Here is a 16,336-nt window from a genome sequence, read left to right as displayed (position 1 = left end):
CACTAAGAATAATTATCATTGCTAAAAAAATATAAACTTTGCAAAATAGCGGTTATCAGAAGAACACTTTACATAATTTCGTTACAGGAGAGGAGGGAAAGCAGGTAATGTGGCCTTTTTCAATGAACAAAAAAAGCAAAAAAATAGTGGATGCTGCTAGTTTTATATCAATAAAGGAAACGACAGAGGAAGCTGAAATCGAAAAAATGGTTTCCAAACTAGAAGATATCTTCTTCAGTACTTCAAAGGAAATTGTTATTTTGTGCATTGGTTCTGACCGTTCGACAGGAGATTCACTTGGCCCTTTAGTTGGAAAACTTTTGGAAGAACGGAATATTCCTTACCCAGTGTATGGAACCCTTAAAGAGCCGGTCCATGCTTTAAATATCAAGAAAGTTCTAAAAAAAATACATGAAACCCATCGGGATCCGTTTGTATTCGGGATTGATGCCTGTCTGGGAGATGAGCGGCAAATTGGCTATATATTAATGAGGGAAGGGCCATTTATTCCTGGGAATGCTGTCAATAGGGTTTTGCCAAGTGTGGGGAATTACCATTTGAAGGCGATCGTCAATACGCTCGATCCTCTATCCCCTGTCCATTCCTTAAACAGTACTCGATTATACACTGTCTTAAAGCTGGCTGAGATTATTAGTGAAATTATTGCACGAGTAGCTGTGAAAGACAGGATATCAAGAGGGTATGAAGAGAAAACAAATGTAACTTAAAAGATATTTTTGGTTAAAACAACCAGAAAAATTGCTGTTCTGCAAATAGGTAAGTTATAATCAGTATAAAGTATACCAAAGTGAAAGAGGGAACTTGATGGGGAATAATTGGACGGAAGATAATTTGATCTCTATTCGCGAGAGAGTTTATCTTCATATTAAAGATTTAATATTAGATGGTGAATTTAAAGCGGGAGACCGGCTGGTGGAACGGGAACTTGCAGAAAGGCTGAACATCAGCAGGACGCCAATTCGCGAAGCGCTTTTTCGGCTGGAATCCCAGGGGTTTGTCAAAACCGTGCCAAGAAAAGGGGTTATCGTTGCAGATATTTCTGAAAAAGAAATTATAGAAGTATTCACGATCCTTTCTTCTCTTGAGGTTCTAGCTGCGAAACTAGCAGTGCAAAAGCTGGATGATGAGACGAAAAGCAAGTTCTCAGCAAGCATTAAAAAGGTTGAAGATTACCTGAATAATCCTGATGAGGATGCTTCCGACCTTCATAGGGACCTGAATCATCTCCTATACAGCTCTGCAAAAAATGTAAAGCTTTACGAAATGCTAAGCGGACTATCCGATTATATCCGGGCTTTTGCAAAGATCGGCCACAAAAACCCAGGCAGGGCGAAACAGTCAATGGAAGAGCATTTAAAAATAATGGAAGCCATTGTCAATAAAGAAATGGAAATGGCAGAATATTTAACAAAAATACATATTGAAAACTCTAAAAAAGCATATGTAGAAGCCGTTCAGCCGAGCGAAAAGAAAGACTGAGAAAGAGCAGTATATGCTCTTTCTTATTTTTAAGGCCTAATGAACTACGATAACCCAATTATGTACTTATGCAGTATGGCTTTCATCGTTAATCCACTTGATTAATCCCATATCAGTATTGATCGCTCGAAATCGTCGTTAATCCGTGCGACTAACTCCCAAAACAGGAGTGATCGCCTGAAATCGTCGTTAATCCGTGCGGTTAACTTCCAAAACAGAAGTGATCGCCTGAAATCGTCGTTAATCCGTGCGATTAACTCCTAAAACAGGAGTGAATGCCCCGAAATCGTCGTTAATTCATTCGATTAACTCCCAAAACAGGAGTGAATGCCCGGAAATGGTCGTAAATCCGTTCAATTAACGACCAAAACAGGAGTGAGCGCCCTCAAATGGTAGTTAATCCACTCGATTAACTACCATTACAGTAGTAATCCGACCGAAATCGTCGTTAATCAGCTTAATGAACTCCATAGCTGCTAAATTCAATAATACCTAGGTTTTTATACTCCAATTACTAAAGGTGAAGTTAAATTTTTTAAAACTTTTGCCACGCTCATGGCTACAATCGGACTGGATTTGGGGTTTGTTTCATAAGGCACATTTGAAACGGATATCTCAGTTTCGCCAAAATAGCCTTTCGCTTTGATGGTATGAGTATTTGTTTGAATGGTCGGATCAGCAAAAACCTGTACTTTTGTGTTTTCAAAGCCGACACCGGCAAGACTTAAAGCCGCTGAAACATTTACGCTTTGCGGGAATAACTTCGAGGATTCACGTGCGTTGCCTTCATAAATGCAAACTGGCTCGGTTAAGGTTGCTAGATCTACTTTTTCTTCTGCAATAGTACCTGCCCAGCTCCTCGGGTGTTTCCTTGTTATAAGGGTTATCTCTTCGATCTCACCCAAAGCCCCGGCAGCGATTCGGTCCAGTCCGGCAATGGCTGCAGAAGGAATAAAGATTTGCTGATTGTACTTTTGGGCCGTTTCTTGAAGATTTTCAAAGAATTCCATGTCTCCCAGCGCCCCAACAGAAAGGATAATAATGTGGCTGCCGCTTGTCAGTGCTTTCTCCCCGTACATCTGTAATGCTTGATGACCTGCTGCTTCAATGACAATATCCAAATCCCCATTAAAAAACTCTTCTTCATCTGCAGTAAAACCAAATGTTTGTTGAGAAGCTTTCATAGATTCTGTTTCTCTTCTAACAAGTATTGTTTTTAATTCAATATTGCCGGCCTTGTTTCCCTCTATTAACTCTGCAATGCTTTTTCCAAGCGTGCCATAACCGATGATTCCAGCTTTTAACATATAGGACACTCCTTATTTTATGTATTTTATTTATATGGTGAAAAGGGGAAGCAAACGCTTTTATTTGGTATACGATATACTATATACAAATTTAACCTTGATTCTACCCAAATACTGATTAAAAAGCAAGGGATTTTTAAGAATATGCTAAAACATCAAAATTTTCAAAATTATTTGCACAATATATATTTTTAGTGTTATTATAGTATACAAGTTATTAATAGTGGCAACGGGAGGTGATTAACAGGAAGGGTCTCACTAGTCTCCAAGAGTAGGTTAAATCAAGCTGAAATCATTATATTAGTGTGAGTAGAAGAAATCATGAGTTACTCTAGAGAAGGCAACATGTTTTTTTTAACACAATTGGTATACAATCCACCAAATGCAGTATGCTATTTGGTAAATTTTTCTTATCCTCCTGGTCATTTAAAAAAATTGTGAGAATGAGGTATACATAGACAGCTAGATCAAGCATAATCATAGCCTCTTTCCAACCAGCAATTTACAATCTATTTGCTTTTCTTAATAGGGAGTTACATTTTATAAAAAAATGGAGGGGAATTAATGGAATTAACATTTGCTCATTGGGTATATGCACTTGTTACTGTGTCAGTTATTGCCACGATGCTTTTTAGGAGAGGTGTTGTGCTGCCGGTTATTATGGGAACTTTCTTAGTGGCAGTCATTTATAAAGGAAATTTGATATCAGGTTTCCAGGCCGTTTTTAACGCGAACCTCCTTGCTGCAAAAGAGCTTTTTAGCATATTCTTAATCATTTCCCTCATGATTGCTCTGCTTAATTCTTTGAAAGATTTGGGAGCTGATAAGAAGCTTATCGGTCCGATTGAAAAGATTATGGTAAATGGGCATGTTTCGTACCTTGTTTTAATGGTTACAACATACGTCATTTCATTATTTTTCTGGCCGACTCCTGCTGTTCCGCTTATTTGCGCCTTGCTGGTTCCTGCGGCAGTGCGTGCTGGTCTTCCAGTAATGACTTCCGCGATGGTTATTGTTATCGCAGGCCAGGGTATGGCTCTTTCTTCAGATTATATTATGCAAGTAGCACCGATGCTAAGTGCCAAAGCAGCGGGCATTGATAAAGTGTTAGTTGCTGATAAAACGTTAGTTCTTTCCTTGATTACTGGAGTAAGTGCACTTGCCTATATCTATTTTGCTCATAGAAAATCAATCGTCAAGAATGATAACGCTGAATCGGGGCTTAATCCTGAAGATGCAGCTTTTTTCGGGGTAGCCAATGAACTTGCTGCAACAGCTGAAGAAAGCGCTGAAGCGATCCAGAGAAAGAATACATGGGGAAAGGTATTTGCTGTTTTAGTTCCCTTGTCCATGCTTGCTGTTATGGTTTATATGTTCCAATCAAAATTAACTGGAGCAACAGGCTTTGAAGGAACAGATGGAGCTGCATTTATCGGAGGGGTTGCAACGCTCCTGTTGGTGCTCGCGACCATTGCATTTAACCGCATTCATGCCTTAGATAAGATTAGCGATCATTTGACAGAAGGTTTTGTGTTTGCGTTCAGGGCGATGGCACCGGTTATTCCGATTGCCGGATTCTTCTTTATGGGAAGTGCAGACTTCACAGGCACAATCTTATCATTAGATGAAAGCGCTGCCAAACCGGCATTTTTGTTTGATATGATCCAGGCAGGCCAATCCTATATTCCCGAAAATGCATTTATTGCAGGTTTTGGTATTTTAATTGTTGGCCTTATCACAGGATTGGACGGTTCAGGCTTTTCTGGCCTGCCATTAACAGGTGCTTTATCTGGCGCATTGGCAAATGGAAGCGGCATCGATCCTTCCACATTGGCAGCGATTGGACAAATGGGTGCCATTTGGGGAGGAGGAACAATTGTTGCATGGTCATCCCTTGTGGCAGTAGCAGGCTTCCTGCAGCTCTCTCCGCTCGAATTGGCCAGGAAAAACTTTATCCCGGTTATCACAAGCCTATTCCTCGCAACTTTAATTGGAATATTAATCTGGTAAAAGAATAATCTGCATGCTTGAAAAATAGAGGGCTATCCTGCAAAGTTAGAAATAAACTAACTGAAGGGATGCCCTTTTTATAGTTAAAAATGTTTAGCAGATAAGGAGTGATCTAGTGAAGAAACTCAAAGTTGCCTTGGCGGGCATTGGAAAATTGGGTGCTGCTATGATGGCGCATTGGAATAAAGAAAACATCCAAATAGGTGTCTATCATCCAAGCAGGACGAAAGCCAATCGATTTATTCAGCGTTTTCCAAACGGTTATTTATTAAATGAACAGGATTTGAGAGAGGTGGATATCCTCATATTGGCTTTGCCGGCCGGCAAGGTGATTCCCTTTATGGAAAACATAGCAGCTGAAGGGCTTTCATCCTCGGTAATCTTTATCAATATGGCTACAGCTCTGCCTACTAAAGTAGTCTGCGAGAGACTCCCGTCTTACAGTGTGTATGGCATAAAATATATGGGCCATTCCAGAGATTTATTGGAGCATGGAAATGGTTTGTTTATTACCGAGGAGCATTTGCCAGAACAAGTAATGGAACTATACAAACCATTAGGAAAAATCAATAAAGATCGCGAAGACAGATTAGTCGAAATTAACAAGCTGGCTACCTATTATGCAGTAAAAACGGCATTGGAAATCGAAAAAGACTTCACCAAAAAAGGCTATCCGTCCGCTTATATAAAAAGGGCACTCACATCACTCGCGCCTGAAGTCATCCGTTCCTATAGCGAAGGCAATTTGGGTCATTTTGCACAGGAGATTGTGAGAGAAATAAAAGAAAGCAGTGAAAAAGATGCTGATTAACTACATCAGCATCTTTTTTTGTTTTGGAGCAATTATATTCAGCCTTGTTTTCGGATTTATCAACGAAAACCAAGCATATATCAACGAAAATTCATTTTTATCGGCCAAACCGATAAAAAATCCCCCTGCGCCCGGCAGAGGGGACCTGGAAATCTATTAATTTAACAGTCTTTCTAATAAGAATAAATACAGCATAACACAAGCAACATATATAGCTGCAAATGGCATATTCCAGTTGGATACTTTATAGGAATTGACTTTAATAATGTTTGACATAAGGCCCAGCGTAGCATTATAAGGACCTACCAAAAAGGAGGAAACAGCTCCTGACAGCATCGCGACTGTCAAAATATGCGGAGAGATTCCGATTGCATCCGGGTTAACGCCTTCAATCATTAAAGCGAGTGATACTGCAGGGTGAAGGCCCAAAAAGGCCAGTCCCAAAGGAATGAGTGGCAGAATAATCAGGAAAATTTCCACTCCTGCAAAGTCAATGAATGCTGCAATCCAGCCATACAATTTTTCATTGAAATTGGAATAATTAATAGCTGAAATAAAAAATCCGGTAGATAGAAAGATGAAGAATTGATCCTTCATGCTCATAGAAAATGTTTGGAGGTGTTCAATCAGCTGATTGCCAAATTCTTTTCCTTTTTTCAGGAAGAGGGACCAGCTAAACGCAAATGGAATGACAATCAATGAGACAAGAATTAAGAACGGCAATGAGAATTGAGTTTCTGCAAGGGAAACAATAAGATTAAAGATAGCAATTGCAACCAGAATTTGAAAAACCCGGCCAGGCCGCCCGGCATAGCCAGTTTCCAGAGCTGCTGCCGTTTCATGTACGGATTTTCCAGGTGGTGGGATGACCATCGTTTGGGATTTGCGGGAACCAATAAACCAATCCAATCCTAAGCCCAACATGCTTAACGGAATGACATAGGGAAGGATGGATCCCCAGCTAACTCCTGTCATTGTAATAACAATCCCGACAATAGGTGTAACAGGAGCCCATAATAAAGGCATGGCAAAACCTCTCGAGATCGCCCTGCTCATAAACCGTTCCTTATTCCGGACAGGAAAGCTACCCAGCGCTGGACGTATGGAATAGTATGTCATGGGAAGGGTTGCAAGGTTCATAAAAATGCTAAAAAAGTAAGAGATACCGGAAGTCATCATATATAAATGGCCAGAAGTCTTTACTTTTTTCTGAATAATCGCCTGTATGCCCTCGCCATATCTCCCAATCTTAATGGGAATCCCCAAAATAGGTATTAAAGTAAACATGGTAAGCAAGTCAAGCATTGGTCCAAAAGCAAGGATATAATTTTGCCACTGAGAGCCGCTTGTCCAAAGCAGCAAAACCCCGAGCCCAAGGAAGATGCCCCCCAAGACTTGGACGAATCTCTTTGCAAGCCTGAATGTCAAAACAACTATAATGAAACATAAAATGGAGATGAGGGGACCGATTTCCATTCAGGCATTAGAGTGGACAGCAAATATAGGCTAATTACAGATACAAATAAAACTCTAAGCATATCAGACACCCTCGCAATCGTTAAGAATCCTTCATCTTATAATATCGTGAATGAAATCCCTTTTGTTTGGCAAAAAGAAATTAAAAACTCTTTTTAAGTTGAGGTTGTATACCAAAATGTTTATTTTGAAGGTTTCATTCACCAATTTGCCATAATTTAATTAAAAATATGGTATTTGGTATACAATTTTGTTGTAAACAAGTAAAACTCATTATATAATAATGATAACAGGGAAGATAAAAAAAGGAGGAAATCCAAATGTTCAACTTTCTATTTGGTTCTAAATATGCAATTGAGAAGTCCCAAAGAAAATTAGCACGATTGAGAAAGACATTAAAATTCTAAACAAGCCGCCATCCTTGGCGGTTTTTTATTTTACAGATACCTTTGAAAGTTCATAGTAGATCTATTAGTATATGAAGCGATCATTTACAAGATATTCTGCTGTACCATTATGTTCCCTGAACAACAAACCCGGAAGAAGAGAAGCTTCCTCCGGGTTCAAAATCTTCTTATTGACAGAAGGTTTACACAGCTACTTCATCAGACTTAACAAGCTTGGAGTGGATGGAGTCCTCACTGTTGCCTGAAGCTTTTACAATCTCATCTAATTCCTCGCGGGCGGCTTCAAGAGTTTCAAATCGCTCAAAGAATTTCACACCGATATGGTTAACATATTCTTTTCCTTCATATTCTTCAAACAACTGGATTTTCATATTCTCATCCAAAACCTCTGCGATCGTGTATTTTGCCTTTAATTTATCGAAGAAATAAAAATGATAGGTTTCAACCGGCTTTAAGCCCTCATTTTCTAGAATCGTTTGGAAGGTATCTTTATTTGTTAAAACAATATATTTTCCCATATTTACCACTCCTTTAATATTTTTAGAATGTGCAGGTAAAAAAATGTCTCTCCTATATGTATGCTTCTCGCATATCTCCTCCAATCTGGAATATTGTATACCATACATCTTATATGTATTTTATAACAAGGAGAAGAAATGTTCAATGATATATTCTAAATTTTTTAATAATTCCGTTAAAGTGATGAAAAATATATAATGTTAGCCAGTTAAACTGAGGAGGCTCACCGCCCACCCCGCGGAAAGCGAGCAGCCTGGAGCGGAAATCAACCTCTCTACAATACTTGTTTAAAAAGCAACAAAGTTTGCGAAAACAGCCTAAATTAAAAATCCTATTTGCCAATCTTCCAGAAAGGTTGTATACTCTTGGAAAGTATCTAAATTTTTCGAATAAACTGAAAGGGGTAATGATATGCCAAAGGTTACTCTCCATGTTGATGGGAAGAAAGTGGAACAGCAAGTAAAAGATAATGCAAATTTAGTAGTATTAGCGGGGATCGCCAATTTCCAGAGTTAAAGTATGGCTGCGGAATGGGAAGATGTACAAAGTGTACTTGCGTTGTTATTAGCGGGGGAGAAGATTTAGCACCGCCTAATTGGAAAGAGGAAAAAATGCTAGGTGACAAGGTGAATGAGGGCTACAGATTAACTTGCCAATTAACGATTCAGAAGGATATTGAAATATCCCAGGAAAATATCTCTGTAAATCCGCCAAAGAAGACAACAGCGGCCATTACGAAATAGTTTTTTATTTTTTAATTTTACTGGTATACAAAATACCTTAGAATAGCAGGTGATTTTTAAATGAATTGTTATGATCTAACAAAAATGACGTGGAAAGAAGTAGAAGAGTCATTAGAAACAGTTGAATTTGCAATCATTCCAGTTGGTGCGCATGAACAGCATGGGCCGCATATGGCTGAAAGCTGTGATGCAGTGCTTGCGGAGATGATGGCTATAAAGCTGGGAGAAAGAATGTTTCCATATGCCATTGTGACTCCGGTTGTGAATATGGGAGTTTCCGAGCATCACATACATTTTCCTGGAACAATCGCTCTGCAGCCAGCTACCTTGATTGCTGTTTTAAAGGACATGGTTTCGTCATTGAAGCAGCATGGTATTAAGAAGTTTCTATTTCTAAATTCACATGGAGGCAACCAATCTACTTTGAATCTTGCCGCCATGACGATTACAAAAGAATTGGATGTTGAAGTCTACTATGCAAAAACAACCGCATCAGCCAAGGAGTCAATTGGGAAATTTGTAAAATCGCCTCTTTTTGGCCACAGCTGTGAGCGTGAAGTTTCAGAAGCTTTGTACCTGGCACCAGAACTGGTCAGAACCGAACTATTAGAAAAAGGAGATATCCGAGAGGATGGAAGATGGAAAAGGCTGCGGCCTGGCAAAGCGGTCCAGGGATTCTATTTCTATGAGGAAATGACCCAAAACGGATGTATTGGGGATGGAAGACAGGGCTCTAGGGAAATTGGTAAGCAAATTGTAGATGAAGCCTTAAAGAACCTTACTGAAGAACTTTCCGAGCTGCTTGATCTCCAAAGCTGAACTGCTATATTAATTCTAGTTCTCAATAGAAATTTTAATTAATCTTTAAAAAATTCTAAAAATTGTGTTTACAAGTGAAAAAGAATAGGTTATTATTCAATTAAGGTATACCAAAGACCAAAAAACAAGAAGGATAGAGGTTGTAAACTAGCAACCTATTATTTTTTCAATAGTTTTGGTATACAAAATATCAAATGCCACTAGGCTACATAAAAATCGAGGAGGAGTTTATACATGCCAGAATTATTATCTAAAGATGAATTTCGCAAAGAACTAGAGGAAGCGATTAAAGGAAATCATAGTCAGAAAGCTCCATTTACAGTAGCTTGGGCTGAAGGAAAGCTTGAAAGAAAGCACTTTGCAAGATGGGCTGAAAACCATTACCACTATGTAGGACCTTTCGCAGACTACTTAGCGTATATCTACCACAACACTCCATCTGATCCAAAATTCGAAGCAGCAAAAGACTTCACACTTCAAAATATGTATGAAGAAGAAATTGCTGCTGACCGTCATACAGACCTGCTGATTCGCTTCGCGGAAGCTTGCGGAACAACTCGTGAACGCGTCATCAATCCTGAAAACATGGCTCCAACAACATTAGGCCTTCAAAGCTGGTGCTATGCAGTGGCTGCACGTGAAAACTTTGTTGTTGCAACAGCAGCTCTAGTTGTTGGCCTTGAGTCTCAGGTACCTGATATCTATCGTAAACAAACCCCTGCTCTTCGTGCACAATATGGATTTACAGATGAAGAAATTGAATTCTTCGACCTTCACATCGTATCCGATGAAATCCATGGAGAACGCGGCTACAAAATTGTTCTAGACCACGCAGACACGCCAGAACTACAGCAGCGCTGCCTAGAAGTAGTCCGAACAGGTGCCAAAATGCGTCGCATGTACATGGATGGCCTTTGGAGAGAGTACCTAGAACAGGATCTGGGTTCTTTAGTGGAAGCTAAATAAATATGAAGTAATGAATAATAGAATTGGCTGTAAGAAAGCCAACTAATGATTTAGCACTCTGTTGATTGGAGCGGAAGGAGCGAGACTCCTGCGGGAGCAGCGGACAGGTGAGACCCCACAGACGCGAAGCGACGAGGAGGCTCACCGCCCGCCCCGCGGAAAGCGAGCTCCTGGAGCGGAAATCAACAGGCCAAATTACCAGAGCTAAACAACCAAAAAAGACTCATTCAAGTTGAAGAATTTTCTATTCCAGGCCGTCACACTAAATCTTGTCAATCGAGGTCTAAGTGGCGGCTATTTTTATAAACAGTGAATTTGCGAAGTAAACGGTGAAATAAACAGAGAGTAAGGTGATAACTTTGATTACAACAAAAGTAGAAACATTCCAAAACTACATTAACGGAGAATGGCAGGAATCAGCCAGCCAAAAAAAGTTTTATAGCGTAAATCCTGCAAACACCGAAGATGTAGTTGGTGTTTTTCAGGCATCAAATGAAACCGATGTAAAACTGGCAATCGAAGCTGCAAACGAAGCTTTTCAAGAATGGGCAAAAACAGCCCCATCCAAGCGGGCTGCCATTTTAAACAAAGCTGCTTCAATTCTGGAAGAAAATGCACCCAAATATGCAGAAGAACTGTCAAGAGAAGAAGGAAAGCATATGAATGATGCTAAAAATGAAGTTCTGAGATCAGCCCAGACGCTTCGCTATTATGCGGTGGAAGGACAAAGCTTCACAGGCGAGACCTTCCCGAATGATGACCCGAATATGAAAGTATCGACGGAAAGGGAGCCGCTAGGGGTAGTGAGTGTCATTACACCTTGGAACTTTCCTATTTCCATTGCTGCCAGAAAAATTGCTCCAGCTTTAATTACAGGCAACACAGTTGTCTTCAAACCTTCTTCAGATACTCCCCTAATCGCTGTTCGGCTGGTCGAAGCATTGCAGCAGGCTGGACTGCCAAAAGGTGTCCTGAACTTTGTCACTGGCAAGGCATCAGATGTTGGGGATCCATTAGTCACTCATCCAGCTGTTAAAGCTGTCACTTTTACCGGTTCAACCGCTGCAGGAGTAGATATCCACCGCAAGAGCGCTTTCACTACCCGTACCCAAATGGAGCTTGGCGGGAAAAATCCGCTCGTTGTCATGGGTGATGCGGATCTCGACCTTGCTGCGACGTTAACCGTAAATGGAGGCTTCTCCTTAACAGGGCAAGCGTGTACGGGAACAAGCAGAGTTATAGTGTTGAGGGAAGTAAAAGAAGCATACGTGCAAAAATTGATTGAGAAAACAAGTGCTCTTAAAATCGGCAACGGTTTTGAAGAGGGAGTTAAAATCGGCCCGCTTGCAAATGAAAAGCAATTAAAAAATGTCCTGAAGTATATTGAATTCGGCAAAGAAGATGGAGCTGAACTTGTATATGGGGGTGAACATTTGACCACTGCTGCATACGAGAAAGGATTCTTTGTATCGCCGGCCATTTTCACCAATGTAAAACCAAATCACCGCATTGCAAAAGAAGAAATATTTGGTCCAGTGATTGCCGTTATCGAAGTAGATACATATGAAGAAGCCATCGCGATCGCGAATGATGTTGACTATGGATTGTCTGCTTCGATTGTAACCAATAATTTAAAAACGGCAAACAGGTTCACAAAAGACATTCAGGCAGGGACGGTAAAAGTGAACCGGACAACGACCGGCAACTTGATTAATGCTCCGTTTGGCGGCTTGAAGCAATCCAGTACGGCAACCTTCCGTGAATCCGGCAGAGTTGGCCTTGAATTCTTCACGCAAGTCAAAACTGTTTATATCGGCTACTAATTAGATAGAAGGAGAATGAACATGAAAACAGCCCTTAAATTGGAATTAGAAGAAGCAAAGTTAATGATTGAAGCAGCGAAGGAAAGATCAGCTGAAATTAATGTTCTTGAAACGATTGCGATTGTAGATGATGGAGGAAGCCTGCTTGCTCTTGAAAGGATGAACGGAGCAAGAATCACAGGCCCTGAAATTGCCATTGCTAAAGCCTATACAGCTTCAGGTCATAAACGTTCGACTCATTTATTTAATAAAGAGCCAAACGGTCCGGCACTGCCAGGAAATGAAGCATTCGGCATCCAGCATATGCTTAACGGCAAGTTTGCTGTGTTTGTTGGCGGTTTCCCAATCGTGGTAAACGGAGAAGTAGTTGGAGGAATCGGAATCAGCGGCGGGAATGGCGAGCAAGATACGGCTGTTGGAACCGCTGCTTTACAAGCACTACAATCTTATCTGGAAAAAGACGGATATGAAGTGGTAACAGAAGCAGACATTAAAAAATAATAGAAAAGGGCCTCATTCGTTATGGTAATAGCGGAATGGGGTCCTTATTCAGTCATAGGGACTTTTGAAAAAAGATAGAGAGGGAGGATCGCATGAAACCTTATCTTGAATTGGCGATTGGATTTGCTCGCACCGGTGTGACAGGGTATGGAGGAGGTCCTTCGACAATACCGCTGATCGAATTTGAGGCAGTTAAAAAATATAAGTGGATGAGTGAGGAAGAATTTGGGGAGATTTTAGCTTTAGCCAATACGATGCCTGGGCCTATAGCAACAAAAATGGCAGCTTATATTGGCTTTAAAGTAAAAGGAGGGCTTGGGGCAACCGTAGCAATCCTTACACATATCCTGCCATCCATCATCGCCATGCTTGGCTTGCTGGGCGTGCTTTACTCGTTCCGCCAATCGCCTATCGTAAGCGGAATGGTCCAAGGCGTAACACCTGTTATCGGCTTTATGCTTGCTGAGATGGCCTACCGGTTTTTCCAAAAAGGCAGCAAGGGACTGGGCATGGCCAAAACACTGTTGCTCGCGGCCATATCATTAATCTTTGTCCAGATTATGGAATGGCATCCGGGAATATTGATTGCTGCTGTCCTGATTTCTGCTTTTTATATTGCGCATCGGAAAGAAAAGACTGAGAAGAGTGTTAAGGAAGAATTCATTCCAGTAAGGGAGAAAAGCTCATGATCTATTGGGATATTTTCTGGGCGTTTTTAATTGCGAATTTACTAGGCTACGGGGGCGGACCGGCAACCATCCCGCTGATTCAGATTGAAGTGGTAAACAACAATGGGTGGATGACACTATCTGAGTTTGGGGATGTACTTGCTATAGCGAATGCTCTGCCGGGTCCCATCGCCACAAAAATGGCAGGCTTTATCGGCTACGAATTAGGCGGGGTTTTAGGAGCGGTTATAGCTCTTGCAGCAACCATTCTTCCATCCGCTTTGGCAGTCATTTTGCTGTTTAAGTTTGTTAACTTATTTAAAGACTCGCCTAAGGTCAAACTCATGACGAAATCCGTACAGCCGATCATTGCTGTACTGCTGGCTGTCATGGCATACCAATTTTTTTTAACAGCCTTTGAAAACAGCGGCGTACTTCATCTTGTGCTGCTTGCAGCAGTCAGCTATTTAACATTAATCAAGTTTAAGGTACATCCTTCTCTCGTCATTTTTGGCGCATTGTTTTATGGAGGTATTTTCTTATCTTAATCTCTATCGGACTATAAAAAAATAATAGCAGGTGGAAAAATGGAAAAAACATGGGAGGAAAATCAGCTAATATCAATACGCGAACATGCTTATCTGTACTTAAAAAAGTTAATTTTAGAAGGGGAGTACCAGGCTGGCGACCGTCTAGTTGAGAGAGAACTGGCTGCCAAGCTGAACATAAGCCGCACCCCAATTCGTGAGGCTTTATTCCGGCTTGAATCACAAGGCTTTGTGAAAACCGTCCCAAGAAAAGGAGTTGTAATTTCTAATATTTCAGAAGATGAAGTATTGGAGGTATTTACGATTCTCTCTTCCCTGGAAGTCCTTGCTGTAAAATTGGCAGCCCAAAGAATGGATATGGAAACACAGAAAGAATTGGACCGGAAAATTCAAGAACTGATGGAACTTAACGAACAGGCTGAAGAAAACTTTAATTCTGAGCATATCCAAATGAATAGGCTAATTAATAAAGCATCCAAAAGCCCTAAATTATACGAAATTCTTTCCGGCCTTATCGATTTTATTCATATGGCTGCCAATATGGGCTATGAAACACCAGGCAGAAGGAAGGATTCACTAAAAGAACATATCGATATCATGAAGGCACTGCGTGACAAAGATACCGAAATAGCTGAGTACCTGATGAGGATTCATATTGAGAATTCAAAGAAAGCCTATATAGCCTATATGGAAGGCATTAAAAAGAAGTTTAATAACTAGACTTAAGCAGGCGGCTATCCTGGAGCAGCCTGTTTTCCATATTTTCAGATGCAAGTAGAACAGTAAAAAAATGCATAAAGAAAGGCACTTGTTTAATAATTGTTTTTTTAAAGGAATTGTGAAAAGGATCGAGTGAGAAATAAAAGTGGTTGATTGGAACGTTTGGTGCGAGCATCCTGTAGAGGAAATCACCCCTCTGCTGCCACAAGTTAAAAAACTACAAAGCTTGGGAAAACAGTTTAGAGAAAAACTTTAATTTTTTAAAAGTTTTATATTGTCTGAATATTATTTATATGGTATATTGTATACCAAGAAGAGAAGAACAAGGAGGAAATCGATCATGCCAAACATCCATTTTGTAAACAGCAATAAGAAATTAGAGGTGCCTGAGGATTCAAATATATTAAGAATGTCGCTTCGCTATGATGGAGAACTTCCAAATCGCTGCGGCGGCGGAATTTGCGGAACATGTGTTTTTAAAGCAGAAGAAGGATCGGAATACCTTGATAATGTCAAAATTCAGGAAAGAAGAAAATTGGGGGAAAAGTGGCTGGAGAAAGGCTTTCGTTTAGGATGCCAGACATTTGTCACAAACGGTGATATCACCATCTCCTGGGACGAGGAAGTAACCAGCCAGGTGAAAAAAAGAAAGCCGGATAAATTAAAGCCGACTGTATCTGCAAGCAAATGATAAGCCGGCACATTTCAATCTGTAATAGACGTATCTAAACTTGCCTATTACAGATTGAAAGAGTTTAAAAGAATACCAAAAGAGGGTGAAATAATGTGGGTTTGCAATAGTCATCTAAAAGAAGTTATACAATTATTGAAAACGCCTCATATTCGAAAAGCTCCGTACCAAATCAAATGCTCGCTTTGTGAAAATCATGCTTTTGCCAAAGTTTATTATACTCACCGCTCTTTCAAGTTCACGAAAAAGCTTTATTCTTCATTAAAACAAAGTGTTTCCCAGGAGGCTTAGCAATGGAAGGATTGAAAAAGGGTATTGAAGAAAGACTGGAAGAGTTAAATATCCAGCTTCCTGTTCTAGTTGATATCAAGATGCCGTTTGAGCCGGGGGTTATCTCAGGAAATATGGTCTTCCTGTCCGGTCAAACGCCAAGAGTAAATGGTGGTCAGAAGTACACTGGGACTGTTGGAGCAGACATCAGTATCGAGGAAGCACAGGAAGCAGCAAGAATCTGTACGCTAAATTTACTGGCAGCCCTTAAAGGAATCATTGGAGATTTAAACAAAGTCAAGAGAGTAGTCAAAATGGATGGATACGTTGCTGCAACTAGCGATTTTAAAGACCATCCTGCCGTCATTAATGCCGCATCAAATCTGCTTCACGAAATTTTCGGTAAAGAAAATGGACATGCACGCAAAGCAGTAGGAATGGCTTCCCTCCCAGGAGGAGCCCCGGTAGAAATTGAAATGGTTGTTGAAATTAAATAGCTTTAAATTCTTTTAATGGGCTGCTCAGTGATAGGGGCAGCTTTTTATTTTTGCCTTCTT

17 protein-coding genes and 1 pseudogene are annotated in these 16,336 nt (G+C 40.4%); 15 read left to right on the top strand and 3 right to left on the bottom strand.

Annotated elements, in window-relative coordinates:
- Positions 1 to 107: 107 nt before the first annotated feature.
- Together yyaC and AC3ZVC_RS19970 are read left to right on the top strand one after the other, a co-directional pair.
- Positions 108 to 728: a spore protease YyaC gene (gene yyaC, locus AC3ZVC_RS19975; protein ID WP_490064924.1), complete on the top strand. Its 621-nt coding sequence runs from the start codon at positions 108 to 110 to the stop codon at positions 726 to 728.
- Positions 729 to 825: 97 nt separating this feature from the next.
- The gene (locus AC3ZVC_RS19970) at positions 826 to 1,500 is read left to right on the top strand and encodes a GntR family transcriptional regulator (RefSeq protein ID WP_490064923.1); all 675 of its coding nucleotides are present in this window, start codon (positions 826 to 828) and stop codon (positions 1,498 to 1,500) included.
- Between the two features lie 500 nt (positions 1,501 to 2,000).
- Here the strand turns inward: AC3ZVC_RS19970 and nadX are convergent, their stop codons facing one another.
- Positions 2,001 to 2,807 carry an aspartate dehydrogenase gene (nadX, locus tag AC3ZVC_RS19965; RefSeq protein WP_490064922.1) on the bottom strand — a complete coding sequence of 269 codons (807 nt, stop codon included), beginning with the start codon at positions 2,805 to 2,807 and terminating at the stop codon, positions 2,001 to 2,003.
- A 564-nt stretch (positions 2,808 to 3,371) separates the two neighbouring features.
- Between nadX and AC3ZVC_RS19960 the strand changes: the two genes are divergently transcribed.
- Together AC3ZVC_RS19960 and AC3ZVC_RS19955 are read left to right on the top strand one after the other, a co-directional pair.
- The gene (locus tag AC3ZVC_RS19960; RefSeq protein ID WP_490064921.1) at positions 3,372 to 4,817 is read left to right on the top strand and encodes a hypothetical protein; all 1,446 of its coding nucleotides are present in this window, start codon (positions 3,372 to 3,374) and stop codon (positions 4,815 to 4,817) included.
- A gap of 115 nt (positions 4,818 to 4,932) precedes the next feature.
- Positions 4,933 to 5,628: an NAD(P)-binding domain-containing protein gene (locus AC3ZVC_RS19955; RefSeq protein WP_490064920.1), complete on the top strand. Its 696-nt coding sequence runs from the start codon at positions 4,933 to 4,935 to the stop codon at positions 5,626 to 5,628.
- 156 nt (positions 5,629 to 5,784) lie between these two features.
- Here AC3ZVC_RS19955 and AC3ZVC_RS19950 read toward each other — a convergent pair whose 3' ends face one another.
- Together AC3ZVC_RS19950 and AC3ZVC_RS19945 are read right to left on the bottom strand one after the other, a co-directional pair.
- Positions 5,785 to 7,020, bottom strand: a complete 1,236-nt coding sequence (locus AC3ZVC_RS19950) for a hypothetical protein (RefSeq protein ID WP_490064919.1) — start codon at positions 7,018 to 7,020, stop codon at positions 5,785 to 5,787.
- A 673-nt stretch (positions 7,021 to 7,693) separates the two neighbouring features.
- Entirely contained in the window at positions 7,694 to 8,029 is a 336-nt protein-coding gene (locus tag AC3ZVC_RS19945; RefSeq protein WP_048008850.1) for a hypothetical protein, read from the bottom strand.
- 531 nt (positions 8,030 to 8,560) lie between these two features.
- Between AC3ZVC_RS19945 and AC3ZVC_RS19940 the strand changes: the two are divergent.
- The 11 genes and pseudogenes from AC3ZVC_RS19940 to AC3ZVC_RS19890 form a co-directional block, all read left to right on the top strand.
- A pseudogene (locus AC3ZVC_RS19940) lies at positions 8,561 to 8,635 on the top strand (2Fe-2S iron-sulfur cluster-binding protein); the annotation flags it as partial.
- Between the two features lie 6 nt (positions 8,636 to 8,641).
- Positions 8,642 to 8,773: a hypothetical protein gene (locus AC3ZVC_RS19935; RefSeq protein WP_490069010.1), complete on the top strand. Its 132-nt coding sequence runs from the start codon at positions 8,642 to 8,644 to the stop codon at positions 8,771 to 8,773.
- Positions 8,774 to 8,833: 60 nt separating this feature from the next.
- A complete protein-coding gene (locus AC3ZVC_RS19930) occupies positions 8,834 to 9,592 on the top strand; it encodes a creatininase family protein (RefSeq protein ID WP_490064918.1) in 759 nt (252 codons plus the stop codon).
- A gap of 234 nt (positions 9,593 to 9,826) precedes the next feature.
- Entirely contained in the window at positions 9,827 to 10,558 is a 732-nt protein-coding gene (locus tag AC3ZVC_RS19925; RefSeq protein WP_214727741.1) for an iron-containing redox enzyme family protein, read from the top strand.
- A 350-nt stretch (positions 10,559 to 10,908) separates the two neighbouring features.
- The gene (locus tag AC3ZVC_RS19920; RefSeq protein ID WP_490064917.1) at positions 10,909 to 12,381 is read left to right on the top strand and encodes an aldehyde dehydrogenase family protein; all 1,473 of its coding nucleotides are present in this window, start codon (positions 10,909 to 10,911) and stop codon (positions 12,379 to 12,381) included.
- 21 nt (positions 12,382 to 12,402) lie between these two features.
- The gene (locus AC3ZVC_RS19915) at positions 12,403 to 12,882 is read left to right on the top strand and encodes a GlcG/HbpS family heme-binding protein (RefSeq protein ID WP_490064916.1); all 480 of its coding nucleotides are present in this window, start codon (positions 12,403 to 12,405) and stop codon (positions 12,880 to 12,882) included.
- A gap of 92 nt (positions 12,883 to 12,974) precedes the next feature.
- Positions 12,975 to 13,571, top strand: a complete 597-nt coding sequence (locus AC3ZVC_RS19910) for a chromate transporter (protein ID WP_214727738.1) — start codon at positions 12,975 to 12,977, stop codon at positions 13,569 to 13,571.
- A complete protein-coding gene (locus tag AC3ZVC_RS19905; RefSeq protein ID WP_214727737.1) occupies positions 13,568 to 14,098 on the top strand; it encodes a chromate transporter in 531 nt (176 codons plus the stop codon). The genes AC3ZVC_RS19910 and AC3ZVC_RS19905 overlap by 4 nt, the downstream gene beginning before the upstream one ends.
- Before the next feature lie 39 nt (positions 14,099 to 14,137).
- Complete coding sequence (locus tag AC3ZVC_RS19900) at positions 14,138 to 14,818, top strand: GntR family transcriptional regulator (protein ID WP_490064915.1); 681 nt, start codon at positions 14,138 to 14,140, stop codon at positions 14,816 to 14,818.
- 340 nt (positions 14,819 to 15,158) lie between these two features.
- Positions 15,159 to 15,509, top strand: a complete 351-nt coding sequence (locus tag AC3ZVC_RS19895) for a 2Fe-2S iron-sulfur cluster-binding protein (RefSeq protein ID WP_490064914.1) — start codon at positions 15,159 to 15,161, stop codon at positions 15,507 to 15,509.
- Positions 15,510 to 15,802: 293 nt separating this feature from the next.
- Positions 15,803 to 16,276, top strand: a complete 474-nt coding sequence (locus AC3ZVC_RS19890; protein ID WP_490064913.1) for a RidA family protein — start codon at positions 15,803 to 15,805, stop codon at positions 16,274 to 16,276.
- Positions 16,277 to 16,336 lie beyond the last annotated feature (60 nt).

It is taken from the genome of Cytobacillus sp. C11.1, assembly GCF_058145115.1.
Note: the sequence above shows the minus strand (reverse complement) of the source record. Positions and strands in the feature narration are given on the sequence as shown.

Excerpts from the sequence above, each read along its gene's own strand:
- AC3ZVC_RS19960 (WP_490064921.1), top strand. The coding sequence starts at position 3,372 with ATGGAATTAACATTTGCTCATTGGGTATATGCACTTGTTACTGTGTCA.
- AC3ZVC_RS19925 (WP_214727741.1), top strand. The coding sequence starts at position 9,827 with ATGCCAGAATTATTATCTAAAGATGAATTTCGCAAAGAACTAGAGGAA.
- AC3ZVC_RS19945 (WP_048008850.1), bottom strand. The coding sequence starts at position 8,029 with ATGGGAAAATATATTGTTTTAACAAATAAAGATACCTTCCAAACGATT.
- AC3ZVC_RS19890 (WP_490064913.1), top strand. The coding sequence starts at position 15,803 with ATGGAAGGATTGAAAAAGGGTATTGAAGAAAGACTGGAAGAGTTAAAT.
- AC3ZVC_RS19915 (WP_490064916.1), top strand. The coding sequence starts at position 12,403 with ATGAAAACAGCCCTTAAATTGGAATTAGAAGAAGCAAAGTTAATGATT.
- nadX (WP_490064922.1), bottom strand. The coding sequence starts at position 2,807 with ATGTTAAAAGCTGGAATCATCGGTTATGGCACGCTTGGAAAAAGCATT.
- yyaC (WP_490064924.1), top strand. The coding sequence starts at position 108 with ATGTGGCCTTTTTCAATGAACAAAAAAAGCAAAAAAATAGTGGATGCT.
- AC3ZVC_RS19910 (WP_214727738.1), top strand. The coding sequence starts at position 12,975 with ATGAAACCTTATCTTGAATTGGCGATTGGATTTGCTCGCACCGGTGTG.
- AC3ZVC_RS19930 (WP_490064918.1), top strand. The coding sequence starts at position 8,834 with ATGAATTGTTATGATCTAACAAAAATGACGTGGAAAGAAGTAGAAGAG.
- AC3ZVC_RS19895 (WP_490064914.1), top strand. The coding sequence starts at position 15,159 with ATGCCAAACATCCATTTTGTAAACAGCAATAAGAAATTAGAGGTGCCT.
- AC3ZVC_RS19905 (WP_214727737.1), top strand. The coding sequence starts at position 13,568 with ATGATCTATTGGGATATTTTCTGGGCGTTTTTAATTGCGAATTTACTA.
- AC3ZVC_RS19935 (WP_490069010.1), top strand. The coding sequence starts at position 8,642 with ATGCTAGGTGACAAGGTGAATGAGGGCTACAGATTAACTTGCCAATTA.
- AC3ZVC_RS19970 (WP_490064923.1), top strand. The coding sequence starts at position 826 with ATGGGGAATAATTGGACGGAAGATAATTTGATCTCTATTCGCGAGAGA.
- AC3ZVC_RS19900 (WP_490064915.1), top strand. The coding sequence starts at position 14,138 with ATGGAAAAAACATGGGAGGAAAATCAGCTAATATCAATACGCGAACAT.